This is a genomic window from Paenibacillus tianjinensis, assembly GCF_017086365.1.
GTDB lineage: Bacteria > Bacillota > Bacilli > Paenibacillales > Paenibacillaceae > Paenibacillus_AQ > Paenibacillus_AQ tianjinensis.
Window position 1 is genome coordinate 2,641,395 of record NZ_CP070969.1, and the last position, 24,292, is coordinate 2,665,686.

The 24,292-nt window shown below is 47.7% G+C and carries 20 protein-coding genes and 1 pseudogene; 13 read left to right on the plus strand and 8 right to left on the minus strand.

The window, feature by feature from the left end:
* Window positions 1–30 precede the first annotated feature (30 nt).
* Window positions 31–1,551 (minus strand): amidase family protein, encoded by a 1,521-nt coding sequence (locus tag JRJ22_RS11630; protein ID WP_332461378.1) that lies wholly within the window; start codon window positions 1,549–1,551, stop codon window positions 31–33.
* Complete coding sequence (locus JRJ22_RS11635) at window positions 1,548–2,702, minus strand: VanZ family protein (protein ID WP_206104592.1); 1,155 nt, start codon at window positions 2,700–2,702, stop codon at window positions 1,548–1,550. Before JRJ22_RS11635 ends, JRJ22_RS11630 begins: the two co-directional genes overlap by 4 nt.
* 227 nt (window positions 2,703–2,929) lie before the next feature.
* Here JRJ22_RS11635 and JRJ22_RS11640 point away from each other — a divergent pair, with 227 nt between their 5' ends.
* The 4 genes from JRJ22_RS11640 (at window position 2,930) to JRJ22_RS11655 (ending at window position 6,511) form a co-directional block, all read left to right on the plus strand.
* Window positions 2,930–3,277 (plus strand): hypothetical protein, encoded by a 348-nt coding sequence (locus JRJ22_RS11640; protein ID WP_206104593.1) that lies wholly within the window; start codon window positions 2,930–2,932, stop codon window positions 3,275–3,277.
* Between the two features lie 181 nt (window positions 3,278–3,458).
* The gene (locus JRJ22_RS11645) at window positions 3,459–4,694 is read left to right on the plus strand and encodes an aminopeptidase (protein WP_408637879.1); all 1,236 of its coding nucleotides are present in this window, start codon (window positions 3,459–3,461) and stop codon (window positions 4,692–4,694) included.
* A gap of 160 nt (window positions 4,695–4,854) precedes the next feature.
* Window positions 4,855–5,388, plus strand: a complete 534-nt coding sequence (locus JRJ22_RS11650; protein ID WP_206104594.1) for a sigma-70 family RNA polymerase sigma factor — start codon at window positions 4,855–4,857, stop codon at window positions 5,386–5,388.
* Complete coding sequence (locus JRJ22_RS11655) at window positions 5,381–6,511, plus strand: DUF4179 domain-containing protein (protein ID WP_206104595.1); 1,131 nt, start codon at window positions 5,381–5,383, stop codon at window positions 6,509–6,511. The genes JRJ22_RS11650 and JRJ22_RS11655 overlap by 8 nt, the downstream gene beginning before the upstream one ends.
* 62 nt (window positions 6,512–6,573) lie before the next feature.
* On the opposite strand, the gene JRJ22_RS11660 is transcribed toward JRJ22_RS11655, so the two are convergent.
* The gene (locus tag JRJ22_RS11660) at window positions 6,574–7,470 is read right to left on the minus strand and encodes a PhzF family phenazine biosynthesis isomerase (RefSeq protein WP_206104596.1); all 897 of its coding nucleotides are present in this window, start codon (window positions 7,468–7,470) and stop codon (window positions 6,574–6,576) included.
* Window positions 7,471–7,479: 9 nt separating this feature from the next.
* A complete protein-coding gene (locus JRJ22_RS11665; RefSeq protein WP_206104597.1) occupies window positions 7,480–8,031 on the minus strand; it encodes a hypothetical protein in 552 nt (183 codons plus the stop codon).
* Window positions 8,032–8,253: 222 nt separating this feature from the next.
* On the opposite strand from JRJ22_RS11665, the gene JRJ22_RS11670 reads away from it, so the two are divergent.
* Window positions 8,254–8,583 (plus strand): antibiotic biosynthesis monooxygenase, encoded by a 330-nt coding sequence (locus tag JRJ22_RS11670; protein ID WP_206104598.1) that lies wholly within the window; start codon window positions 8,254–8,256, stop codon window positions 8,581–8,583.
* A 420-nt stretch (window positions 8,584–9,003) separates the two neighbouring features.
* Complete coding sequence (locus JRJ22_RS11675) at window positions 9,004–10,224, plus strand: IS256 family transposase (protein ID WP_206100169.1); 1,221 nt, start codon at window positions 9,004–9,006, stop codon at window positions 10,222–10,224.
* Between the two features lie 32 nt (window positions 10,225–10,256).
* Here JRJ22_RS11675 and JRJ22_RS11680 read toward each other — a convergent pair whose 3' ends face one another.
* A complete protein-coding gene (locus tag JRJ22_RS11680) occupies window positions 10,257–10,919 on the minus strand; it encodes a hypothetical protein (RefSeq protein WP_206104599.1) in 663 nt (220 codons plus the stop codon).
* Window positions 10,920–11,158: 239 nt separating this feature from the next.
* Between JRJ22_RS11680 and JRJ22_RS29840 the strand changes: the two are divergent.
* Window positions 11,159–11,308 (plus strand): annotated as a pseudogene (locus JRJ22_RS29840) (ISL3 family transposase); the annotation flags it as partial.
* Window positions 11,309–12,014: 706 nt separating this feature from the next.
* On the opposite strand, the gene JRJ22_RS11685 reads toward JRJ22_RS29840, so the two are convergent.
* Complete coding sequence (locus tag JRJ22_RS11685; RefSeq protein ID WP_206104600.1) at window positions 12,015–12,203, minus strand: hypothetical protein; 189 nt, start codon at window positions 12,201–12,203, stop codon at window positions 12,015–12,017.
* A gap of 479 nt (window positions 12,204–12,682) precedes the next feature.
* Here JRJ22_RS11685 and JRJ22_RS11690 point away from each other — a divergent pair, with 479 nt between their 5' ends.
* The 6 genes from JRJ22_RS11690 to JRJ22_RS11715 all read left to right on the plus strand — a co-directional run bounded on the left by JRJ22_RS11690 (window position 12,683) and on the right by JRJ22_RS11715 (window position 22,685).
* Window positions 12,683–13,924, plus strand: coding sequence for a sugar ABC transporter substrate-binding protein (locus tag JRJ22_RS11690; protein ID WP_206104601.1), 1,242 nt, complete (start codon window positions 12,683–12,685; stop codon window positions 13,922–13,924).
* A gap of 158 nt (window positions 13,925–14,082) precedes the next feature.
* Window positions 14,083–14,937 (plus strand): carbohydrate ABC transporter permease, encoded by an 855-nt coding sequence (locus JRJ22_RS11695; RefSeq protein ID WP_206105098.1) that lies wholly within the window; start codon window positions 14,083–14,085, stop codon window positions 14,935–14,937.
* A gap of 41 nt (window positions 14,938–14,978) precedes the next feature.
* Entirely contained in the window at window positions 14,979–15,803 is an 825-nt protein-coding gene (locus JRJ22_RS11700; protein WP_206104602.1) for a carbohydrate ABC transporter permease, read from the plus strand.
* 42 nt (window positions 15,804–15,845) lie between these two features.
* A complete protein-coding gene (locus JRJ22_RS11705) occupies window positions 15,846–16,838 on the plus strand; it encodes a LacI family DNA-binding transcriptional regulator (protein WP_206104603.1) in 993 nt (330 codons plus the stop codon).
* Between the two features lie 233 nt (window positions 16,839–17,071).
* Window positions 17,072–19,240 (plus strand): beta-glucosidase BglX, encoded by a 2,169-nt coding sequence (bglX, locus tag JRJ22_RS11710; RefSeq protein WP_206104604.1) that lies wholly within the window; start codon window positions 17,072–17,074, stop codon window positions 19,238–19,240.
* Between the two features lie 61 nt (window positions 19,241–19,301).
* Window positions 19,302–22,685 (plus strand): GH36-type glycosyl hydrolase domain-containing protein, encoded by a 3,384-nt coding sequence (locus JRJ22_RS11715; protein ID WP_206104605.1) that lies wholly within the window; start codon window positions 19,302–19,304, stop codon window positions 22,683–22,685.
* A 98-nt stretch (window positions 22,686–22,783) separates the two neighbouring features.
* On the opposite strand, the gene JRJ22_RS11720 is transcribed toward JRJ22_RS11715, so the two are convergent.
* Window positions 22,784–23,233, minus strand: coding sequence for an aminoacyl-tRNA deacylase (locus tag JRJ22_RS11720; RefSeq protein ID WP_206104606.1), 450 nt, complete (start codon window positions 23,231–23,233; stop codon window positions 22,784–22,786).
* Window positions 23,234–23,365: 132 nt separating this feature from the next.
* A complete protein-coding gene (locus tag JRJ22_RS11725; RefSeq protein ID WP_206104607.1) occupies window positions 23,366–24,211 on the minus strand; it encodes an ornithine carbamoyltransferase in 846 nt (281 codons plus the stop codon).
* Between the last annotated feature and the right edge of the window lie 81 nt (window positions 24,212–24,292).

Below are 24,292 nucleotides of genomic sequence, written 5' to 3' on the forward strand. Positions count from 1 at the left end.
CCTCGTGGGATGAATGAATAAAGTGCTTGTTTATTTAGACAGGCGGGGCGGGAAGCGCCGCTTTGACGCCTGTTCAAATCCATATGCGATCGAGATCAACGTCGGCTCACAAAAGGCCGTGCCGGAGAAGGTGACGCCATGGGGGCCTTTGGTAAGATATCCTCCTGGTGTAACGATTCCATTGGCTGCAAAGCCAGCAGGAACTGTGATGAGCGGATAGCCTGCTCTGGCAGCCAGATCTGTTCCGTGAAATCCGGGGAACATCAGGGCATCCAGCCGGTATTCCTTTATGGCGTAATCTATTCCATGATCACGTGCCTGACCGCGGGATAGGCGAAGCTGTTCAAGGTACATTTCTTCCGTTATACCTTCTCCGGACTGTTCCAGCCATTCTAGCGTGCCTTGCCCGTATTTCAGAGCTTTTTCACTATGGAGTTTATTATAGGCGATAAGCTCGCTTAAACTATGTACGGGTATGGACTCGGCAAGTCCGGCCAGATATTGATTCAGGCCTCTTTTAAACTCATATTGCAGCATGACCGGGCTCCATTCACTGTTAAGACAGGGAAGCTCAATGGGATCAACAATCACAGCGCCTTGTTGTTCAAGAAGCTTAATCGCTTCTGCCATAATAGCCAAAACCTCTTCATCGAGCTCCTGATAGATAGCCCTAGGGATACCGATCCGTACCCCTTGTATATACGCTGCATCCAAAAAAACCGTGTAATCTGCTATTCTTCCCTCCCGGGCTGTTCCGGACACTTGAGTGTCTACTTCATCCAGTCCGGTCATCGCTCCCAGCAGGACCGCTGCATCAGAGACTGTCCTGGCCAGTGGTCCTGCGGTATCCTGGCTGCCGATGCCGGGAATGATTCCAGCCATGCTGACAAGTCCCGCGGTTGGTTTAATCCCTACGATACAGTTCTGGCTGGCCGGACCGATAATCGAGCCGGAAGTTTCCGTCCCTACAGCCGCGGCAATGAGATTAGCAGCAACGGAAGCCGCACTTCCGGAGCTTGAACCCCCTACAAACAGCTCACCTGGTCCGTATGGGTTGAGGACGAGCCCGCCGCGTGAACTGTACCCGGCCCACATCCCGGGAGCCATAAAATTAGCCCATTCTGTCATATTGGCTTTCCCGAGAATAATGGCACCTGCTGCGCGCAGCCGGCTGATGACCGCAGCGTCCTTAGCTGCCGTTGACTCTGCCAACGCTATAGACCCTGCACTAGTGTACAGTTTATCTGCTGTGTCTATATTGTCCTTGATTAGCAGCGGAATGCCGTGCAGGCTGCTGCGGACTCCCGATAGTACCCGCTCTTTATCAAGCTGGCGGGCAATATCCAGTGCATCGGGATTGAGCTCCAGCACGGAGTTAATGACAGAATCATACCTGTTGATCCTGTCCAGATAAAGACTCACCAGTTGTTCAGCAGTTAACGAGCCTTTGTTCATTTCATCCTGCATGGCAGCGATATCTGCTTCAATAATCCATTCCTGCCAATCCAGGCTGCCGTCCTTAGTGTTTAAGTTAGTCTTAAATTGGTTCACCTGATCGATTCTCCTTTTCCTGTAAGGGATAACGACAACTCTACTGTGTCTGCCTGCTGCTGTTTCTCAGGCCAGGTAATGATATTCCGGGTCCGGCTTAATCGTTCGTAGAACAGCGGCTCCTTCTTAAACATACTGATAATTAGATGAATGAGGAACAGCAGATCTGCCAGCAGCACTATCCCACGGGTCGGACCGGATATATCCGGACTAAGGGTGTTTACCCATGCCGAATTAAACAGCAGAATATTCATGCCGAGCGTAACTCCGTAGAGCAGACCGTATCTTAGGAAAATCATCCATGGCCGGAGGCTGCTGCTGCAGCCCTCTACCCGGATACGTACAATCCATTTCCCAAAGGTCTGTCCCCGAGTCCAGCAAGGAATCAGCAGGAAGTATACCCCAATTACGATCCATAAAGGGTAGGGAACCGGGAACAGGCTTAGTATACCGGCAGCGGTCAGCCATACACAGGTGTCCAGCATAAAAGCGATGCCCCTGCGGGTATAGGTGACACGTTTTGTACTAAGATTCGTCCTGCTGTCCAGTTGTTCGATCCGGGGCAGCAGTCCCGAAATCCGGAGTGCAATTCTGAATCCGGCAATTCCGCCAAGTGTATTGGTAATCAGGTCATTGACATCAAAAATCCGGTACGGATTATCAAAGAAACCGTATACGCCGGTGATTTGCGTTATTTCAAACGATAATGAAAGCATAAAGGAGAGCAGAATACACACTACCCAGCGGGTGCGGAAATAGTAGCCCAGGAATATGCCGAAAGGAACGGTCAAAAGGACATTGAATAAGGCTTGAAAAAAGGCGGGGTTGCGCAAAACCGTCAAATAGGTGGACGGCTGGTCAACCGATAAACTGCTGCTCTGCAGAATTTCTCCGATAAATTGCAGCGGCACAACCTGAATACTGCTTCCTGATAAAGGCAAATTGTGCCTGGACGAAGGAAAGGGCAGCATAATCAGATAAAAGGCATTCAGCAAATAGAGCAGCAGCAGATAAAGCGCTAACGCCCGAAGCTTGTGGATATAGCCGTGCCGCCGGTATTGGACGATCAGGAAGGGCAATGTAAAGAGCATTGCCGCGACCGGAAAAGACATAAAGGCATAGGAGATCGGAAACAGATACGAAGTAAACATGGCCCACCTGCTGTCAACAAATTTGGCGGAGTATCCATCATTTTACCGGCAGCTTAGCTTAGGTAATCTGAATAAATGCTCTGCAGTCCGCTAGACGCTGATTACATCCGGATTCACTGCAGGTAACCACTATTATTATAGGATTATCTGGAAACCGGCTCTATGTATTTAATCAATATATTTAATCTCTCCGGCATACATATGTCAGGAGAGGAGCGTGAGCAAGAATGGAAAAGAAAGTGCAGCAATACTATAAACTGAAGTCCAAACAGAAGGATATCGAGAAGGAGCTGGCTGAACTTAGACAGGAGATTCTGGCCTATTGTGCGGATCAGGGGGAGACGGAGAAGATAATCGGCAGCTATAGAGTGAAGCTCGTCACGCAGAACCGCAAAGAATATGATGATGAAAAGCTCTACAACCGGCTTGCTGACCCGCAGGTGTGGCGGCTGCTCTCCAAGGCGGACCCGTCGAAGGTTGCAAGTCTGGTGAAGCTTAATGTGATTGCTGAAGAGAAGCTGGCGGATACGTTCACGGTGAAGGAAGTTACTTTATTGCAGGTGGATAAACAGTAGGGCAGAAATAGATTTTTAAGAGGCGGTTCTTAAGCAGAACTGCCTATTTCTTTTGTCTCATAAATTTCCGGTCAAAGTACAATTAATCGCCATAGCTCTCATTTTGCGTTAAAATAGCTACTGGAGCTTTTTTTGAGGATAGCAAGATACCAATAGATCAGTCAGAGATGGAGGAAATGAAATGATCAAGGATTTTGAGTTGATGCTCGAGAAGTATGCGGATCTGGTAGTAAAGGTTGGAGTGAATGTGCAACCAGGGCAAGTGCTGATGATTCATTCGCCTTTGGAAACGGCCGAGCTTACGCGCCTGATCGTAGGAAAAGCCTATGAAGCCGGTGCAAAATATGTAATGGTGGACTGGGATGACGAGGCGGTTACGCGTATCCGTTACGAGAAGGCGCCAGAGGATTCTTTCGGTTATTACCCGCAGTGGCATGCCGACATGCTCGAAGGGTTCGCCGAAGAGGGCGGAGCCATTTTACATATTAAAGTACCTGATCCTGAGCTATTCCGCGGGATTGATTCCGCTAAGGTCTCCACAGCCGTCAAAGCAGCAGCCATAGCCCGCAAGAAATACCAGAATTATACGCGCAGCAATAAAATTAGCTGGTCGCTGATTAAAGCGCCGACACGTGCCTGGGCGGATAAAGTATTTGCGGATCTTCCTCAGGAAGATCGTATTGATGCGATGTGGGAAGCTGTTTTCCAGATGAACCGTGTAGGAGCTGAGGACCCGGTAGCTGCGTGGCGTGAGCATATTGCCCAGCTGAAGCAGAGCCAGGACCGGATGAATGCCAAGCGGTACAAAGGTCTGCATTACCGTGCACCAGGCACGGACCTGCATGTGGAACTGCCAGAGGGCCATCTTTGGCGCGGCGGCGGCGGCGAGAATGGCAGTGGTGTGTATTTTGTAGCGAACATGCCTACAGAGGAAATTTATACTATGCCGCTGCGGACTGGGGTTAACGGCACTGTAACTAGCACACTTCCGCTGAATCTGAATGGCCGCCTTGTAGACGGGATTACGTTTACCTTTACTGATGGCAAGGTTACTGCCTATGATGCTGTTTCCGGACGTGAGCATCTGACCTCTCTGCTGGAGACCGATGAAGGAGCGTCTTATCTGGGTGAAGTGGCTTTAGTACAGCATGATTCACCCATTTCAAGACTGAACAGAGTGTTCTATAACACCGGTATTGATGAAAATGCCTCCTGCCATTTTGCGCTTGGCAGCGCGTATCCGGTAAATATTGAGGGCGGTGTAGGTTTAAGCAATGAAGAACTGCTGGAACGCGGCGCGAACGTCAGCCTGACCCATGTTGATTTCATGATCGGCTCAGCTGAGCTGGATATCGACGGTGAGCTGGCTGATGGAACCATCGAGCCTGTGTTCCGCAAAGGGAACTGGGTGCTGTAACGATTATCTGACTAGTTAACTATTCATATGATAGAGCCGTTCCCGATGGGAAGGGCTCTTTTTTTGCCAGGGGATTAATTAGTGAATTTACATAAAGGGAAAACCGTTTGTGGACACGCTCCGTCTTATACTTTGTAAGGATTGAGAGAGGAGGGGCAAGATGACGATGTCGGGCGTGGAGATGAAAAGATTAACAGAGTCTTCATCCAATGCTGAGATGCAGTTGTATGAATCCGTAATGGAGCATAGTGATCAGCTCTATCAGATTGCCTACAGCTATTTGGGCAACCGGGCCGATGCGCTGGAAGCATTGCAGGAGACAACCTGCCGGGCATGGATCAAGCGGAAGACACTCAAGGAACCCAGGGCCTTTAAAGCCTGGATCATCCGGATTCTGATCTATGTCTGTATCGATGAGCAGCGGAGAAGGAAACGAAGTGTGCCTACACCTGACGAGTATATGCATGAATCCATTACTGAGACTGATACCGGCCGGATAGAAATGCTCTGGGCTCTCGAACAGGTTAAGCCGAAATACCGCCATGTACTGCTGCTCAAATATTATAATGATATGACGCTGGGGGACATTGCTGAATTGTTGAATAAGCCTGAGGGGACCATCAAAACCTGGCAGCACAAAGGATTGAAGCAATTAAGAGGCATTATGAAGGATCGGGGGGATTGGAATGATTAACAGCAGAGAAGAACAGGCCATGCTGTCGGATGCAGCCCGTCTTCAGCGGCACATTCAAGCGGAGCTAAGCAGCAGTGACTTAAGGATTGCTGTTCAGAGCGGAATGGAGCGGGGCATCCGGAATAGTAAACGGTCTGCGCTAACGAAAGGCTCTTTGTTCGGGTTGGCAGCTGCCGCAGTAATCGCTATTTTGCTGTTTATAATCCCTATCATACACGAAGAACCTCGGACAGCGGTGGTCCCGCAAACTGTCAATTGGGGAGAGCTGCAGGCCTTTAAGGAATTAAATTCTTATGATATTGATGCAGCAACTTTAGAATCCGCAATCCGCAACGATTACATCCAGCTTATTAACAAAAGCGCAGAAACTCAGGGCTACAGGATAACACTGAACGCAGTAACGGCAGATGAGAATAGAATCCTTATTCTGTATACTGCCATAACGGAAGCAGACCAGGAGGTATACAACGTCAGTAGCAGCAGGATTTTGAATACCCAGACCCGAAGTTACCTGACGTCAGCCGGTGGGATGGGCGCTCATGACAAAGTGTTAGGCCAGGACAATTATCATAAGTTTTACGGGAAGACCGAGATTGTACTGGACCGGAGCAAACCATTTCCTAAGGATTTACAGGCGGAGTTTCAGATTGCTTCGGTGAACCCCGGGAAGATGGATGATCCCAAGACAGGGACCATCATGGCAGATATGCATTACTCACCAAGACTCAAGATTAGCTTCACACTGGATCCTAAGTTTAAAGCAACGTCCACAAAGATCCTTTATCCTAAAAAGTCATTTATCTTGAATGGGCATGAAGTCGAATTAAGCCGGGTTGAAATGTCTCCATTAATGATCCGCATCTATGTTGCTTTAAAGAACGCGGAGGAGAATCAGTGGGAAGTTAGGCAGAAGGTATTTGAAGCTGTCCTCAAAGCAGATATTAAGTCCAAGACTGAAAATGGCACACAGGATCTACCCATAGTCTCTGGAACCGGAACGGAGGACGGGTTTGAGAAGCTGTTTGCCAGTAATCTGTTGGATAATCCGGAATCTCTCCTACTGGAGCTTACGACAAAAACAAGTGATGAAGCAGTGAAAGTGAGGCTTGACCTTTCAAAATAGAAGGGAGGCCTTTTAGAGTCAGACTGATTCTCATCAGTCTGACTCTAAAAGAGGATATGATATCATTGAATACCCATATACGGAATGGTTAGCTCCTCGGCAAAAACGGCGGTGCCTGTAATGGCAACCTCATTCCGGTTTGTGTTAACTGTTACCCTAACGCTGCCATTGCGTCCGATCTCCTGTCCTTGCTCAATGAGCAGCTCCAGATGTTCCTGATCCGGACGGATGTATTTGCTATAATATGCTCCCATTACACCGGAGGCGGTTCCTGTTACCGGGTCTTCAATGGTGCCTGAGTAGGGGGAAGAGAAGTGCCGGCCATGCATGTCCGCCTCAGCAGCGTAGGTTTCCAGGCAAAACGGATGCACGGAAGCATGCGGCAATTCTTTTAAAATATCTGGGAAGCGGTTATTATCCGGGGACATTCGTTTGAAGGCCCCGAGAGAACGAATAGGGAGCAGAAGCGTCCATAACCCCGTGCTGCCATACAGGATAGGAAAGCGTGGATCAATATCTTCCGCCCCCAGACCAAGACAAGCGGCCAAGTCGGCAGATGGGCCGTTGAAGGGCATGAATTCCGGTGCTGCCTGCTGCATGGTAATCAAAATTTGATTGGAGTGTTCCTCTTCGATACGAATGGGCAAAATGCCCGCTTTTGTTTCAATGGTTATTCCGGATTGTTCCCCAAGAAGTCCTTTGGTTTTCATAGCATAGATAGTGGCAATAGTGGCGTGACCGCAGAGGTTGACTTCATGGCCAGGTGTGAAATAACGGATTCTCATATCGGCCAGGCTGGAAGGCAGGAGAAAGGCTGTTTCATTAAATCCTACTTGTTTGGCTATGGACTGCATTTGTAACTCTGTGAGTTCAGAAGCGTTCAAAACGACCCCTGCCGGATTCCCCATACCCGCCTCTCTACTAAAAGCATCCACGTGATATACTGTTACCCTGCTCATCAGAACCTCCTATTTACTCCCGTTGTTGAATCTGAATACCAGCTTTGTTCCGTCAAAGGTTTCTTCAACAGCTTCGTGGTAATCTCCCTTTGTATAACCAGCTACAGTCTTGCGCCAAAATTTCTGTCCGGTTATATTTTTTGTGGCCGGATTGGTGTACAGCTCCCACACCCCTGCAAAACGTTCAAATACCCGAAGCGCGGCTTGTGCTGCGAGTCCTGTCCCTCTAAACGGCAGAAGTACAAAAAATTCGTTTACGAAAAAATCCACACCTTTTGCACAATGAGGCGGGGTGGCTATAAGCGCGAATCCCGCCGGGACAGAGCCAGCCTTGAACAAAAAAGGAAATAGGATTCCCGGCTTCTCCCACCATATATTTTGCACATCATATTGCTGTGCCAAAGTCCGGATCTCCGGTTCATCTTCAAAAATCCCATGCGGGTTCATCACGGTTCCTTCAGTAAATCCATAATGGCCGGATAGGTCATGGAGATAGAGCGGATAAAGATTTTTAATGATATGCGCTTCATGCTGTTCAGCCGGTTCAACGGTCAGGTTCATGATTTTCCTGCTTTCTGTAGTAGTTAGTCTTTATTTCCAAGTGTATAGACGCTTAAATGCCTGAGCAAGTGATTGTTTATTTTTAATTAAGAAATACTTGGTGAAGCGGGAGTGACATTGATAACAATTATCAATTAGAATGAAACATAGATTGAATTTCACTATAATTGCCTAGGCGGAGAGAGACTCTCCCAGCTCATTAGCTCATTGGAAGCCTAAGCGATGTTCATTCAGACCAGATCTATTGTTGTGGAGAAAGGAAACAGTGATAAGGTCATTGAGAAATTCAGTGCACCGGGTGCACTGGAAGAAATGCCGGGACTCATTGATATCAGCGTAATGCTCAATGAGAAAAGCAAAGACAATGAGGAGGTGCTGCTGCTGAACCGCTGGGAATCAGAAGACGCGTGGAAGAACTGGGAGAAAAGCGATGCGCATATCCAGGGCCACCGCAACAGCAGAGGACAGGAGAAACCGGCTTTTATCCTCAGTACAACCGTAAATATGTATGAGGTGCAGAAGGTAAAAGAGGGTAAGGTTTTCGGCACATAGGTTTGTTTACAGGTGATGATGCAGCAGGTTTGAAGTATCATTTATTTATGGATCAAAACCAAAATTAGCGGTTGAAAAATGAAACGGAGATAAACCGTGGATAGAAATGGAAAAACATCTGTAAATTCAGTATTATTGTAAGTCCGACCTCAACAAGGTTATAACAGTCTGAAATTATTGATAATAGTTATAAAAAATGTTTCACACTTGTGAAATTGTATAATTATATTAATGACTTTATAGTCTTATTGATTATTTTTTTGTCTGTATGACTATAAAAATCAAGGCTCAGTTGTAGAGAGCTTCTGAGCCTTGATACATAAAGGTTATTAATATACTACTAGATGGAGTCTGTAAAATATATTGTGTAAACTCTCAAACCCATTAAAATGGAAGTAAGAGAAAGGTTGGGGAGAACACATGGGACTTTGGACAAAACAACAGTTACGGGAATTTATTAAGGAAAACAACTTGGTAAGCGCACAGGATGCGCAGAATGCTCTAAAAGAGCTATTTGCGGAGACGATTCAGGAGATGCTGGAAGCCGAAATGGACACTCATTTAGGCTACGGAAAGCATGAAGTGAAGGCGAAGCTCACGCCAAACAGCCGTAACGGAAAGAGCCGTAAAACGGTTGTCAGTGAGTACGGGGAACAGGAAATCGCTATCCCTCGTGACCGTCTGGGTGAGTTTGAGCCACTTGTCGTCAAGAAGCATCAGTCGAACGTAACCGGCATCGAAGAGCAAATCATCGCTCTGTACGCCAAAGGGATTAGTACCCGAGAAATTCAGGATCACCTGGGGCAGATGTATGGCATTGAGGTGTCGCCTACGCTCATTTCCAATGTCACAAATAAGATTGTTCCTCTCATTAAAGAATGGCAGAATCGGCCTCTGCAAGGCGTTTACGCTGTTGTCTATCTGGATGCGATCCACTTCAAAGTCAAGCAAGACGGGGCCATTATCAACAAGGCTGCCTACATGGTCATTGGCATTGATCTGGACGGAAACAAAGACGTGCTGGGCATGTGGATTGGTGAGAACGAGTCCTCCAAGTTCTGGCTCAGCGTGCTGAATGAACTCAAGAATCGTGGAGTGGGGGACATTCTCATTATCTGCGTGGATAACCTGTCCGGGTTCTCTCAAGCGATTGCGGCCTGCTATCCCCAAACTGAAATCCAGAAGTGTATTATTCACCAAATCCGCAGCTCTACACGGTACGTGTCTTACAAGGATATTAAGAAGGTGACCGCCGACTTAAAGCCTATATACAAGGCAGCTACCGAGGAAGGTGCCTTGCTTGAACTCGACCGTTTTGAGGAAGTCTGGGGGGCGAAATATCCCCTCATTATCCGTTCGTGGCGGACGAATTGGGACGAACTTGCTACTTTTTTCAAGTACCCGCCTGAGATACGTAAACTGATTTACACCACCAATATGATTGAGAGTTACCACCGTCAGCTTCGTAAAGTAACCAAAGGAAAGAGCATCTTTCCTACCGATGAAGCTCTGCTAAAAATGCTCTATCTGGCCACCGTCGATGTCACTCGAAAATGGACTGGACGTGTCCAAAACTGGGGCCAAATGCTGCTCCAGCTTTCGGTATTTTTCCCAGACCGGGTCGGTCAACACTTGCGTTAGATTCGCGACTTCCCCCTCGGGGGAATCTGTGCTTAAAAGAGTTTACACAAAATTATTGACAGACCCGACATTTTCCATTTTGCCCAGCCATATGCATATCCACCTGTAATATATCCAGGATTATATGTACCTGTCTCGGTAATAAAGTATGCTGGATTCCAATTATTATGTCCTTGACCAATAGTTAAGTTCTTAGTTGCAACACTTCCATCATGTTCCCACTTCATATCAGTGATTAATCTAGAAGTTGTTATTCCAGCTATACCAATTTCCGCCTCTGAATGTAAAGTTATTACTCCAGGCACTGCTAACAATTGTTGAGAGTTTGCATCTGTAATTGTTTCAAACTTGCTAATAGTTACAGGAAGAGTGATATCATCCACTACAACGTTTTTTGTACGTACTCCATTTTCTTCTTGTTTGATAGCATTCGAAACAGTACTACCATATTCAGGTGAATATAAGAATTCAACAAATGCTTCTTGTTGCTCTGGAGCAAGATTATTGAATTGATCTAGAACCGTAGCAGCACCACTATCACCGCTATCAATTAACCCAGTCAAATATGAAGTGTAATTTTCCTTAGTATTCTGGATTTCTTCAGCGCTAACGGTGTTTTGAAACGGAAAGACCATAATTAAAGCAATGATGTAAATGAGAGAAATTTTAATACCTTTTCTTGTAATGTTTTGCATTTTTTTGCCTCCCTTGGTAGAATGGTTACAATAAAATAATACCAAATGTTCTATGGATGTAAATGGTATTTTTAGAAATATAATATAATTGGAGGGATTTATATGAGTAAAAAAGTAAAAATGATCTTAACAATCATTATAGGTTTGTTACTAATCCTTGTATTACTTTATTTTCTTTCAACTGGTAGTCCTGGGAGTACCACAATAGAGAATCGCTGAAATTAGGATGATTTTGTTTATTTCATCACTGTCGCTGGACGAATGCGATCGTAGAAGGACGGCATAATCGTATTAAAGCGTATCAACGTCGACACTATTTCACGCGCAATCGTCGATGTTACAAAGCTGGGATTTTAATCGAATGCAATAGGCAACGTTTATTAGGGTGAAAATATCAACCGCCAATTATTAGGTTGAGCCTTATTTATACTATAAAAATTGAAAATGAAAATATACACTTGGAAAAAAGTGCGGAGGGGAATTTTGGAACTGTAAGAGCGGTAGCGTCCGCCTTTGTCTTCGGATTTCTACGCTAATAGCGTTTAAAATCAAATAAAGAAATCTGAAGACAACAGCGGCTGGAAGTCCAAACATTCTCTGTAGACACTCTAATCCAAAATAGAAAGTACAAAATTTCAACTGAAATTGCTAATGAATATATTTGATATTTCTCGCTACCTCCAGAAAGAGCGGAAGAATGGTTTCTTTGTTACTGCTGAAATACGAAAAGTAGATCATCATTGCTGGAGCGCTGTCATGCCCCAATACAAAGCCATCCGTCCTTCGCCACTTGTTACCTTCACTCGCACTCCCAATGTATTCCTCATATTGCGTTAAGTCCTCGTCCATAAACAGAACATCACCGCCAAACGGAGTGATTCATGCGGATTCTCCGGATCTGTGAGCCTTTCCACCTCAGTGAGGGAAATAAACTCCGATTTGTTCATTCCCACCTCGGAACCATCCTCATACATGAATTCTTTCATACGATCAGGGATATAGAACCCGTAGGGGTGAAGATCTATTTTAACAAACGTTGCGGGATATTCCTTTCCGGCAATGCTCAATACCTTTTCCTCTCCTGAATAGGAGAGATCATGAATCAGCTTTTATTTTGGGGGTCGCAGTTGCTGCAGGAGCATCGGTCGGCAGGATCACCTCATCATTGACTGGTACCTGTGCAGTAGAAGCAGATGGAGCAGTAAGCTTGGATTGACCGGAGTTGGAGCAGCTGATCAGGGCGATAAGAGAACAGATGCTGCAGAATTTTAAGAGCATGCGCATAAAAATGACCTCCGTGTTTAATTTTAATACATAGATAAAAATGTAAAAATATACACAAGGATTATATACCCTACAGTAGAGGGAAGAACAAAGCGGATCAGGATCATTCCTGTGCTGTATAAATTCGATCCTATTAGTTACACTTTATCCTCCGGCTGGGATACGGGAAAAGTTTTTAGCTCAGCTACTTGAAATCGCTAACACATAGAATTATAATGAGTTTATCGAAACGATTCGAATTAATTATTCGATGAATTAGTTATATGTTCAGCAGCGGCACTCATTCACGATTGAAAACGACTAAAATGTCGATTTATTTTCTGGGTAATTGGTTAATAGTATCTGTGATGAAGGTGTGAACGCGAAAAACAACGAATAGACTCGAATTTTTTTTCGATAATAATCGAAACGTTTCGATGTAAGGGCTTTAATCATAGTAATCTTACGTTTGGCTCACACTAAAACAGGGGTGAAAGAGAATGAAAAAGAAAACTGGCTTTACCATTGCTTCACTGCTACTCAGCTTCTCCTTGGTTGCAGCAGGCTGCGGCAACTCGAACAATTCCGCTTCCGGGGACAGCAAGACTTTGAAAGTATGGTTCATGGGTACTTCGGATACCGTAAAGCCGATTGCCGAAATGTATGAAGCGAAGAATCCTGGAATTAAAGTAGATGTTCAAGCGATTCCTTGGGATACTGCCCATGATAAATTACTGACAGCTGTAGCTTCCAAGAACGGTCCTGACGTTGTCCAGATGGGAACAACCTGGATTCCGGAATTTGCGGCTGCCGGAGCCCTCAAGGATATGTCTCCTTATATCGAGCAGTATCCAAGTATGAAAGCGGACAACTTCTTCGACGGGGCTGTTCAAACTACCCAGTACGAAGGTAAGACGGTCGCTGTTCCGTTTTATGTTGAAACCCGTGCAATGTTCTACCGGACCGATCTGCTCAGCGGTGTAGGCTATCCTGAAGGACCGAAAACCTGGGATGAGCTGAAGGATGCCAGTAAGAAGCTGGTCGAAAAAGGCGGAGCCGGTCATTATGCCCTGCCTATTGAAGGAAAAGACTCCATCTACCCAGTCATTTTTGCCTGGCAGAACGGAAGTGAAATCATTGACGAGAACCGTCAGCCACAGTTCAATCAGCCGGCATATGTAGAAACGGTTAACTTCCTGAAGAGCTTCTATGATGAAGGGTTGTCTCCAAAAGGGACGGACCTGGATACCGTTGCAGCATTTAAAGACGGCACGATGGGGATGTTCATCAGCGGTCCTTGGATGATCCAGACGGTGAAAGAGAAGGCTCCGGAGATTGACGGCAAATGGGCAGTAACTACGCTTCCGGCGAAAGTAACCAATACTTCGTCCATCGGCGGTGCCGATCTGTCGATCTTCAATTACAGCAAAAACCCGGACGAAGCCGCTAAGTTCATAGCTTTCATGGCTGAACAGGAAGCACAGCTGAAATACTATGAAACTTCTAACTCCATGCCTGCTCTGAAGGCTGCCTGGACGAATGAAGCGCTTAGTGATCCGATGATTGCCGCTTTCGGCAAGCAGCTGGAAAATTCACGTCCTGCTCCAACGGTGAAGGAATATGAGGAAATTGCCCAGGCGGCAATGGCTGCTTTTGAACAGATTACTATTGGCGGCGCCGATACACAAACCGAACTGGATAAACTGAATGATAAGGCCAACGAGCTCCTTGGCAATAAATAATATCTGATTTTCCTTCAGGCGGACTGCCGGGATCTCCATCTGAGGTTCCGGCAGTAGGCTTGTTTCTCTTCCCGAAGGACGAAAGTGAAAGAACGTGAAAGGGTGTGAGGCAAGAGAGTTCATTTGTGAAGCAATGGAACAAGCATAAGTATCCTTATATGTTTATCGCTCCGGCAGTTCTTCTGCTGACGCTTTTCTCCATTATTCCGATTATTATTGCACTGGTAATCAGCTTTACGGATATGGATCTGGTGGGGCTTGCGGATTATTCGAACATTCGTGGCGTTGGATTCAGCAACTATATTGATATTTTCAAGGATCCGATTTTCCTCAAATCAATGTACAATACGCTAATTTATGTGGTGATTGGAGTTCCGCTTGTTGTGATGGCCTCGATGGGTGTTGCCCTGCTGCTCAATTACGGCTCCGGCTGGCTGTTCAAAAGCTTCCGGGTCATCTATTATATGCCATCCATCACCAACATTGTGGCGGTAGCAGTGGTGTGGGGTTATTTGTACAACGGCTGTTACGGCTTATTTAACTATGTACTCTCCTGGTTTGGTTTGCCGGCGCAGCAGTGGCTTCAGGACCCTGTTCTGGCTAAATTATCTCTGATTCTGCTGGCGTTCTGGAAATCCATCGGACTCAATATGATCATTTTCCTTGCTGCACTGCAGGGGATTCCGCGCTCTTATTACGAAGCGGCTGAAATCGACGGTGCGACCGGCTGGAAAAAGCTGCGCTATATTACCGTTCCTTTGCTTGGATTCGCTACTTTCTTTGTGACCATTACGACTTTGATCGGCTGGATTCAATTCTTCGAAGAACCGCTGGTAATGACCAAGGGCGGCCCGCTGAACGCGACCATGTCTATGGCGCTTTTCATTTACAACAACGGGTTCCAGCTGAGCAAATTCGGCTACGCAGCCTCGGGTTCGTTCGTGCTGTTCATTATCATCATTATCGTGACACTGATTCAATTCGCGGTCAAAAAGAAAGAAGTAGAATATTAAGCTTCCGCTAGTGCTGAAGGCTTAAGAAGGAGGGAACTGGCATGGCACTCAGAATGAAAAAACTGGAAAAAGGAATCATGATCGCGCTGCTTGTTATCGGAGGACTGCTGATGATGGTGCCGTTCATTTGGATGATTGGGTCATCCTTTAAGCCTGAGAATGAATTTACGGTCATTCCGCCGTCACTATTTCCGAATCACCCAACGTTTAACAACTACCGTGATTTGTTTGTGAAAATGGACTTTCTGATTTATTTGAAGAACACGCTGATTATCGTGCTCTGTTCATTTGTTGGACTGTTCCTGAATGCGATGGCAGGTTATGCCTTTGCTAAATTTGATTTTCCAGGTAAAAACAAATTCTTTTATGTGATACTTGCGACGATGATGATTCCGGGTCAGGTTACCATGATTCCGACCTACCTGATTATCAATCAGATGCATCTGGTGAATACGATGGCGGGGATTGTACTTCCGGGTCTCGTAGGCGCGTTTGCGATCTTCCTGTTCCGCCAGTTTATGACCACGATCCCGATGGATCTGCTGGAGGCGGCAAGATTGGATGGAGCGGGCGAGCTGCGGATCTTTTTCCAGCTGATGGTGCCGATTGTGAAGCCGGTATTTGCTGTTCAGGGGATATTAACCTTTATCGGGGCATGGAACAGTTTCCTGTGGCCGCTGATTATTGCCAATGACGAGAAACTGTACACCTTATCGGTCGGCTTGTCGCTTTTGAAAGGCCAATATGGTACAGCTTTTGGTCTGCAAATGGCGGGTGCTGCATTTATGGTTGTTCCGATCATAATTATATTTATCTTCTTCCAGAAGCACATCATAGAAGGATATACGATCTCTGGCATAAAATAGTATATAGAAGCATATTGCAGTGCTGAGGAAGGATTGAACAGGATGGCAACGATCAAGGATGTGGCAAAGCTGGCAGGGGTGGCATTGTCGACGGCCTCCTATGCGATGAGCGGGGACAGTAAAGTCAGCGCAAAAACAAGAGAAAAGGTGCTGGAAGCGGCACGGCAGCTCAATTATCAAAAAAATGGTTTTGCCATGGATTTGAAACGTAGCCGCACCAACACAATCGCACTTATTCTAAGGGACCTGTCAGGTCCATATTATTCGGAATTAATCCGCAGCATTCAAGATGTGGCCTTGTCCAACGCCTATGATCTGATTGCCTGCAGTTCAATGGGCGGAAAAGAATCAACCGCAGTCAGATACATGCTGGAGAAACGCGTAGACGGGGCAATCGTGCTGGCCCATAACATTACAGATGAAATCCTGCATGCTGCGGCGGGACCGCGTTTTCCAATCGTGGCGATGGACCGTCTGATTAGCGGCGAAGGCCTCATTAACGTGGTGGTAGATGGTGAACAGGGGGGCTATAGTGCAACCCGGCACCTGATCGAAAAAGGGCATAGCTCCATCGCTTACATCAGCGGACCTGTCGATTCCTATGACAATGCACTGCGTTATCAGGGATTCTCCCGGGCGATGCGCGAAGCCGGACTGACCGAGAAGGCAAAATGGAAGCTAAGCGGGAACTTTGTGCGTGAAGGCGGTTATAAAGCGACCAAAATGATGCTGATGCAGGGCGAAATGCCCTCAGCGGTATTTTATGCCAATGATGAAATGGCGGTCGGGGGATTGAAAGCACTGGAGGAAGCAAAAGTTTCGGTGCCGGGTGACATTTCGGTTATCGGATTCGACGATATACAGCTGGCTGAATACATTCAGCCTTCGCTGACCACCATCCGCCAGCCGATGTACGAGTCCGGTTCTCTGGCGGGACATCTGCTCTTTCAGATGCTTAACGGAGACCTGGTCAATGATTTCTATAAGCTTAAGATTGAGCTGATTGAACGGAAGTCGGTTAAAACCTACAACTAGTCGGTGATGACATGGCTTGGCTTATAGCTGATGTCTTGAGGCTCCAGCTGAATGCTCCGCTCTGGGAGAGCGGGGCAGCGGTACCGGACTAGTCTGTATAAGCAGTGATTTATCGAAAATAAGTGAAACGTTTATGAAATTAACACAATTAACATTAATAACAACTTATAAATAAAGGGATATGGAGAAAGAAACGATTCGATATTGTTCGACTCGGTGGAGGGATTACAACTATGACTGAGCATCTGTATAACAAATATGTAAAGAACATGACATTGGAAGAGAAAATAGCCCAGCTGCTGCAGCTTGCAGCTCCCTTTTATGACGAGCCGGGTGATCATTCGGAGATTACCGGCCCCATGGAAGAGCTCGGCATTCAAAGCGAAACAGTACGTAATGCGGGTTCTGTACTCGGGGTAGCCGGAGCAGCCAAAATGATGGCTGTACAGAAAGCTCATCTGGCGAATAACCGCCTGGGAATTCCGCTGCTGTTCATGGCAGACATTGTCCACGGTTTCAAGACGATTTTCCCCATCCCGCTGGCCATTGGCAGTTCATGGAATCCGGAACTGGCTAAGCAAAGTGCGGAGATCGCAGCACGTGAAGCGGCTGTATCCGGCCTGCATGTGACGTTTGCACCGATGGTCGATCTGATCCGTGATCCGCGCTGGGGACGGGTGATGGAATCTACCGGTGAAGATCCTTATTTAAATGGCGTCTTTGCCAAGGCGTTCGTGCAAGGCTTCCAGGGTGATGACCTGGCAGGTGACACCAGCCGTGTGGCGGCCTGCGTCAAGCACTTTGCAGCCTATGGTGCTGCAGAAGGCGGGCGGGACTATAATACGGTCGATTTATCTGAGCGCCAGCTGCGTGAGTATTATCTACCCGCCTATAAGAAAGCCCTCGATGCCGGCGCCGAAATGGTTATGACCTCGTTCAATATTGTAGATGGTGTTCCGGCTACAGGAAACCGCAAATTGCTCCGTGACTTACTGCGCGGGGAATGGGGCTTTGAAGGGGTTATCATTTCTGATTGGGCCTCCATTAAGGAAATGGTTGCCCATGGTGCAGCTGAAGATGATAAAGAAGCGGCGTTCAAGGCGATACGGGCAGGCGTCGACATCGATATGATGACCACCAGCTATCTTCATCATCTGCCTGAGCTGGTTGATGAAGGACTTGTCGATGAAGCTTGGATTGACGAAGCAGTACTGCGCATTCTGCGGCTTAAAGAGAAGCTTGGACTGTTTGATAATCCGATGCGCGGCGCAGATCCGGTACGGGAGAAAGAAATTGTCTATTCCGCTGAGCACCGTCAGGCAGCGCGGAAGCTTGCCGAGAAATCATGCGTGCTGCTCAAAAACGAAGGCGTACTGCCGCTTCGTGGAGAGCAGCGGGTGGCGCTGATCGGGCCGTTTGCAGACAGCGGAGATATTCTGGGCTGGTGGTCCTGGACCGGCTCCAAAGAAACAGCAGTCAAGTTAAGTGATGCGATGCGGGCTGTAACAGACAATCCAGACCAGCTAATGGTTGCCGCAGGCTCAGGGGTTGATTCCATTACGGATACTCAGAAGGAGGAAGCCCTAATAGCCGCAGCAGGAGCAGATGTAATTGTACTGGCTGTCGGCGAATCGTCCCATATGAGCGGGGAAGGCGGGAGCCGCACCAATATCAGGCTTCCGGATGCGCAGCTGGAATTGATCCGGCTTATGAAAGGGCTCGGTAAGCCTGTAGCCATCGTGTTGTTTAACGGACGGCCGCTGGATCTGCATGGGGTATATGATCAGGCGGATGCTGTACTTGAAGCCTGGTTCCCCGGCAGTGAAGGCGGAGCCGCTCTGGCGGATCTGTTATACGGCAAGGTCAATCCTTCCGGACGCCTGACGATGTCGTTCCCTAATTCTGTGGGCCAGGTTCCAGTGTATTATAATTCATTCAGCACCGGACGGCCGAAACCGGCTGTGGAAGATGAGAACCGATATGTTTCAAAGTATATCGACAGTCCGAATGAACCGCTTCTGCCTTTCGGTTATGGACTTAGCTATACGACCTTTGCTTATGAAGGGCTCACGCTCTCGTCCGATACCATAAAAGAGGATCAGCCGCTTGAAGTGAAGGTGAGAGTCACCAATACGGGCAGGATGTCCGGAACAGAAACAGTACAGCTGTATGTGCGCGACATTTCCGGTGAGGTCGTCCGTCCGGTCAAAGAGCTTAAAGACTTCCGGCAGCTTGAATTGGCTCCGGGAGAGAGCAGTGAGGTAATCTTCTTCCTAGAAGAAAAGCAGCTTCGTTATCATCATAGCGACTTGAGCCTATCCAGTGACCGCGGACAGTTCCAAGTCTATGCAGGCGGCAACAGCCGTGATGTGCAGACAGCCGGATTCCGGCTGCTTAAATAACAGAAATGTGACTACCCATAATAGCGGTGCGAAGCCGTAATAGATAAGGAAGTGAATAGAAATGACAATCACAACGAATTCCAAGGTGTCACTTCAAAAGGGCGGGCTGAAATTTACGTTCCTGAACAGCGGCGATCTCTACCAGGCAACCGGCGGTACAACGATGATTAATCAGTTGTTGTCTAACAGTGTGGACGGTGCACCGGGAAATATTTATGCGCGCCTGCACCTTCCAGGCGGTATTCAAGCGTTTCCGCTGCTTGGTGTGAAATCGGGCAGCCGTTTCCGCCAGGATGGTGAGCGGCTTGTATGGCAGGGGGAGATCCCTGTTAGCTCTGAGGTTCAGGGCCTTCAAGAGGCACTCCGCTATCAGGTTGTCTTTACATTAGCTGAAGATGATGTATGGTTCTGGGATGTGAAGATTGAAGGCAGCGGTGTAGAGCTGGATGTCATCTACACACAGGATGTAGGGATTGCTTCTCCAGGCGCGGTTACCAGCAATGAAGCTTATCTGTCCCAGTATATCGACCATGCTGTATTCCGGGACTCAGCGGACGGCTACGTAGTCTGTTCCCGTCAGAATCAGCCGCAAGGCGGAGAATTCCCATATCTGCAGCAGGGGCTCATTGGTGGATCAGCCGGTTACTCTACAGACGGTTTCCAATTCTTCGGGCTGTCCTATAAAGAAACGGACAGACCGGAAGCTTTGTACCAGGAGAATCTGGCGAATGAAATCTATCAATATGAATTTGCCTATACTGCGCTGCAATCTGCTAAGCTTCAATTGAACGGCGAAGCCTCCTTTACGTTCTACGGATTGTTCCGGGCGGATCACCCTGCGGCCATTACTGCGCTGGAATTTGCCGATGCTGTGCGGGCTGCCTGGAATAACACTCAGAGTGAAGGCGATGTAAAAGTAGAGGGCAGCTGGCTTGAACGCACGGTTACTGCTCCTAAAATAGGAGCTCCTCTGCAGACGGAGACGATCTCTGAAGCAGAACTGGATGCATTGTATCCGCAGCGGTTTCAGGAGGAACGGGTAGACGGGAAATTACTGGCCTTCTTTACTGAAACCTATGAGCATGTTGTCCTTAAGCGCAAAGAGCTGCTGGTGGAGCGTCCGCACGGACATATTCTGATGAGCGGGAACAATTCGCAGTTGAATGCTGAGGTTATGACGACTACCTCGTATATGTACGGAATATTCAATTCCCAGGTAGTTGTCGGGAATACCAATTTCAATAAAATGATGTCGAATGCCCGGAATTCACTTAATGTCTATAAGACATCCGGCCAGCGTATCTATGTGGAGATTGACGGGAAGTATCGCTTGCTGACAATGCCGTCACTGTATGAGATCGGCTTTAATTATGTACGTTGGCACTATAAGACAGCAGATGATACTTTGGTGATTACCAACTATACAGCAGTCCATTCCCCGGAGATCAGACTGCATGTTCGTTCCGTCTCCGGAAAGGCATATCGTTTCCTTGTCAGCAACCAGATTACGATGAACGTAGCGGAATATGAAATACCTTACCACCTGTCTGAGGATGCGGACGGCGGACTAACCTTCCGTGCAGACAAGGCTGGAATGAGTGCTTCGGTGTATCCGGAGCTGGCTTACAAGCTAATTCTAGAGGGAGCCGCCTATCAGCTGGGCGATGAAACCCTGTTGGCAGCTGGGGCTGTTCCAGGCAGTGCTTCGCTGGTTGTTCTTGAACTTAGTGCGAGCAGCGAGTGGGCATTAACCTTCCAAGGGCGGCTTGATGGACAGACCCGTTCTTCAGGTATTGCGCCGTTTGAAACCGAGAAAGCTGCGTATCGTGAGTTTTTTGCCGGAGTCATGAATGGCTTCAAGCTTACTAAGGAAAGCGGAGCTGATGGTGAGCTGTTCAAGGTAAACGCTCTGGCCTGGTGGTACACCCATAATATGCTTGTTCACTATTCTGTGCCTCACGGCCTTGAACAGTATGGCGGCGCTGCCTGGGGAACACGGGATGTATGCCAGGGTCCGGTGGAATATTTCCTCGCGACCCACAAATATGAGCAGGTCCGGGAGATTCTCCTGACGGTCTTCGCCCATCAATATGAAGATGACGGGAACTGGCCGCAGTGGTTCATGTTCGACAAATACACGGCGATCCAGCAGGAAGAAAGCCACGGCGATATTATTGTCTGGCCGCTTAAGGTACTGGGCGATTACCTGCGGGCAACACGTGATTATGCTGTGCTCGATGAGCAGCTTCCTTATACGCGCAAACACAGCTTTGACTTCACGGAGCAGACATACACGCTCAGAGAACATGCAGAGAAGGAACTGGACTACATTAAGTCACACTTCCTCCATAATACGTTCCTTTCCTCCTATGGGGATGGGGACTGGGATGACACCCTGCAGCCGGCGAATGCCCAGCTGAAGCAGTATATGGTCAGCAGTTGGACGGTAGCGCTAACTTATCAGACCGTTCTTGGCCTGTCTGCAGTTATGAAGGAAACGGATGCAGGCTGGTCCGATGAGCTGCGCGGAATGGCGGAAGGGATCAAAGGCGACTTCAACCGCTATATGCTCGGGACGAAGGTTATTCCGGGCTTCCTCTACTTCGAGGATCCGGAGCAAGCCAAGCTATTGCTCCATCCAGAGGATCAAGAGACCGGCATCCAATACCGCCTGCTGCCGATGACCCGCAGTATGATCGGGGAACTGCTTACCCCTGAACAGATGGAGGAGCATTATAAGCTGATCCAGGAGCAGTTCCTCTGCCCGGATGGCGTCCGTCTGATGAATCATCCGGCCCAATACGCCGGCGGGGTCAGCACTCACTTTAAACGTGCAGAGCAGGCAGCCAATTTCGGACGTGAAATCGGGCTGCAATATGTACATGCACACATCCGCTTCGTCGAAGCGATGGCCAAGATCGGTAAACGGGATCAGGTATGGAAAGGGCTGGCCACCATTAACCCGATCGGAATCCAGGATGCCGTTCCAAATGCCGAGCTGCGCCAAAGCAACGCCTATTTCAGCAGCTCAGACGGTAAGTTTGCCAACCGCTATGAAGCACAGGAACGTTTCGGAGAGCTGCGTGACGGATCGGTTCCTGTAAAAGGCGGCTGGAGAATCTATTCCAGCGGCCCAGGAATTTATATGAACCAGCTGATATCGAATGTCCTGGGCATCCGCGTGGATGGCGGCGACCTGGTCATAGATCCTGTATTACCTCCTGAGCTTGACGGCACACGCTTTGATTTTGAATACGGCGGTGCCCCGGTATCCTTTATTTATCATTTGAAGGAGGGGAATCTCCGCTCTATCTCTGTAAATGGACAGGAAATACAGGCTGAGCGCCTGCCCAATCCTTACCGCCTTGGCGGACTGCGGATTAGCCGTGAAGAGGTTCAGCGCCTCGGCAGCATAGAAAAAACGACAGTAGATATTTATCTGTAACAACAGCAGCGGCATGGGATTAGCTTGTATCCGGATTACGGACCAAGCAGCCCATGCCGCTTTTTTAACTCCTCTTCATTTTTACTTGAATACGGCTTCTACTCCAGAAAAGAGATCACAGTGTTAAGCCGGATGACGTCAGTCGGCACTATCTTCAAGGTATGCAGCTCATCGCCGGACCCTCCATAAATGTAATCCAGGGCAAGCAGGTTAGTGTCAAAGATGCATGGCAACCCGTGTCCGATCAAAGGAATAGCACCGGGAGAGTATCCCGTCCTCTCCACAACAGCCTTTTTATCCGCCATTTTTAGTTTGGTATAGCCGAAGGCTTCTTTCAAGTAACCAAAATCAAGCCGTCCCCTCTGAGAGCTGGCAATAAGTGCGGTTAAACCCAGATTCGTCTGCAAAATGAGCGTCGGCGCAGCTTTCTTAATATCGAAATACTGTTCAGCATCCCGTGTCGAGCGAATAGGCGTTTGATGGGCAATAATCTCGAAGTTACTCTCATTCTGCAGCAGATAATGTTCCAACTCCTCAAGCGCCAGCATCTAATTCACCCCCTCAAGATAAGGCTTCATGGGTAAGTCGAAGTAGTTCAGACTCATTGCCTCCCGTACCTCCATCATGGTCTCCCGGGCTATGCAAAATAAACAGTCAATCAATGCGGATGACTTAGCCCATTAATTCGATAAGCAATATAAAAGTACCGCCTGATGCATGTACAACAAATTCTTTTTGAACTGGAATCCGGCAAAATAAGGCGAGTCAATGACATCTGCGCTGACCTCTTCGTTCCGGTAGAAGGGAGGACAGGGGTTAAGTAAGGCGCCGGGACGGGTACGCTTCATCCGTTCCAGTGTAATTTGATAGAGTTTCAAGTACTCAGCAGTCTTAAATTCTTTAGGTAAGGAGTCGGTCAGAATGATATCACTTTCCGGCAGAATATCATCCAGACTGGTTATGTATTTATAGTTATCTGTATCCGGCCCCAGTGCATTTCCAGCCGTACACACATGGTTAAAGGTAAGGTTCATAACCTTGGCTATTTCGAACCAGGTTCTTGAAATGTTGCTAGCTGGTCCTACGAAGGTATAGGCCAGTTCCCGGTAATTTTCTCTGATTTGGCTGATCGAAAATAAATCACTTAAAATTTCGCAGGGGTGGTTACGGGCAGTCATTGCATTAATGATTGGTATAGAGGAGTGTACAGACATTTCAACCAGTTTGGTGAAGCTGGAATGCCTGGCAACAACACCATCGGCCCAGTTTTCGAGGTAATGGATTACATCGCTTGATTGCTCCCGCTTATCCAGTGTTTCCGGAGGGAACATCATATATTTGCCTCCTAAATCCTGAATACCCTTTTCAAACGTAATGCGTGTCCTCAGACTGGATTCCGGAAAGAACAGGACGAAGGTTTTATCCTTCAAAAGCTGTGGCGGCTTTTCCGAGCTTAAATGGCGGGCCAATTGAAAAAGCTCAATAATTTGCTGTGAACTCAGGCTTTCAAGATCGAGTAGATGCATTAAGTCCCCTCCTTTAGTATTCACCGGTACCAGCATATTGCCAATCACACAGGGCACCGGCGGATAATCCCGCCAGGCCCT

What these genes read in the sequence shown, in the direction of transcription:
- JRJ22_RS11635 (WP_206104592.1), bottom strand. Translation starts at nt 2,702, where the DNA reads ATGTTTACTTCGTATCTGTTTCCGATCTCCTATGCCTTTATGTCTTTT.
- JRJ22_RS11640 (WP_206104593.1), top strand. Translation starts at nt 2,930, where the DNA reads ATGGAAAAGAAAGTGCAGCAATACTATAAACTGAAGTCCAAACAGAAG.
- JRJ22_RS11645 (WP_408637879.1), top strand. Translation starts at nt 3,459, where the DNA reads ATGATCAAGGATTTTGAGTTGATGCTCGAGAAGTATGCGGATCTGGTA.
- JRJ22_RS11650 (WP_206104594.1), top strand. Translation starts at nt 4,855, where the DNA reads ATGACGATGTCGGGCGTGGAGATGAAAAGATTAACAGAGTCTTCATCC.
- JRJ22_RS11655 (WP_206104595.1), top strand. Translation starts at nt 5,381, where the DNA reads ATGATTAACAGCAGAGAAGAACAGGCCATGCTGTCGGATGCAGCCCGT.
- JRJ22_RS11660 (WP_206104596.1), bottom strand. Translation starts at nt 7,470, where the DNA reads ATGAGCAGGGTAACAGTATATCACGTGGATGCTTTTAGTAGAGAGGCG.
- JRJ22_RS11665 (WP_206104597.1), bottom strand. Translation starts at nt 8,031, where the DNA reads ATGAACCTGACCGTTGAACCGGCTGAACAGCATGAAGCGCATATCATT.
- JRJ22_RS11670 (WP_206104598.1), top strand. Translation starts at nt 8,254, where the DNA reads ATGTTCATTCAGACCAGATCTATTGTTGTGGAGAAAGGAAACAGTGAT.
- JRJ22_RS11675 (WP_206100169.1), top strand. Translation starts at nt 9,004, where the DNA reads ATGGGACTTTGGACAAAACAACAGTTACGGGAATTTATTAAGGAAAAC.
- JRJ22_RS11680 (WP_206104599.1), bottom strand. Translation starts at nt 10,919, where the DNA reads ATGCAAAACATTACAAGAAAAGGTATTAAAATTTCTCTCATTTACATC.
- JRJ22_RS11685 (WP_206104600.1), bottom strand. Translation starts at nt 12,203, where the DNA reads ATGCGCATGCTCTTAAAATTCTGCAGCATCTGTTCTCTTATCGCCCTG.
- JRJ22_RS11690 (WP_206104601.1), top strand. Translation starts at nt 12,683, where the DNA reads ATGAAAAAGAAAACTGGCTTTACCATTGCTTCACTGCTACTCAGCTTC.
- JRJ22_RS11695 (WP_206105098.1), top strand. Translation starts at nt 14,083, where the DNA reads ATGTTTATCGCTCCGGCAGTTCTTCTGCTGACGCTTTTCTCCATTATT.
- JRJ22_RS11700 (WP_206104602.1), top strand. Translation starts at nt 14,979, where the DNA reads ATGGCACTCAGAATGAAAAAACTGGAAAAAGGAATCATGATCGCGCTG.
- JRJ22_RS11705 (WP_206104603.1), top strand. Translation starts at nt 15,846, where the DNA reads ATGGCAACGATCAAGGATGTGGCAAAGCTGGCAGGGGTGGCATTGTCG.
- bglX (WP_206104604.1), top strand. Translation starts at nt 17,072, where the DNA reads ATGACTGAGCATCTGTATAACAAATATGTAAAGAACATGACATTGGAA.
- JRJ22_RS11715 (WP_206104605.1), top strand. Translation starts at nt 19,302, where the DNA reads ATGACAATCACAACGAATTCCAAGGTGTCACTTCAAAAGGGCGGGCTG.
- JRJ22_RS11720 (WP_206104606.1), bottom strand. Translation starts at nt 23,233, where the DNA reads ATGCTGGCGCTTGAGGAGTTGGAACATTATCTGCTGCAGAATGAGAGT.
- JRJ22_RS11725 (WP_206104607.1), bottom strand. Translation starts at nt 24,211, where the DNA reads ATGCATCTACTCGATCTTGAAAGCCTGAGTTCACAGCAAATTATTGAG.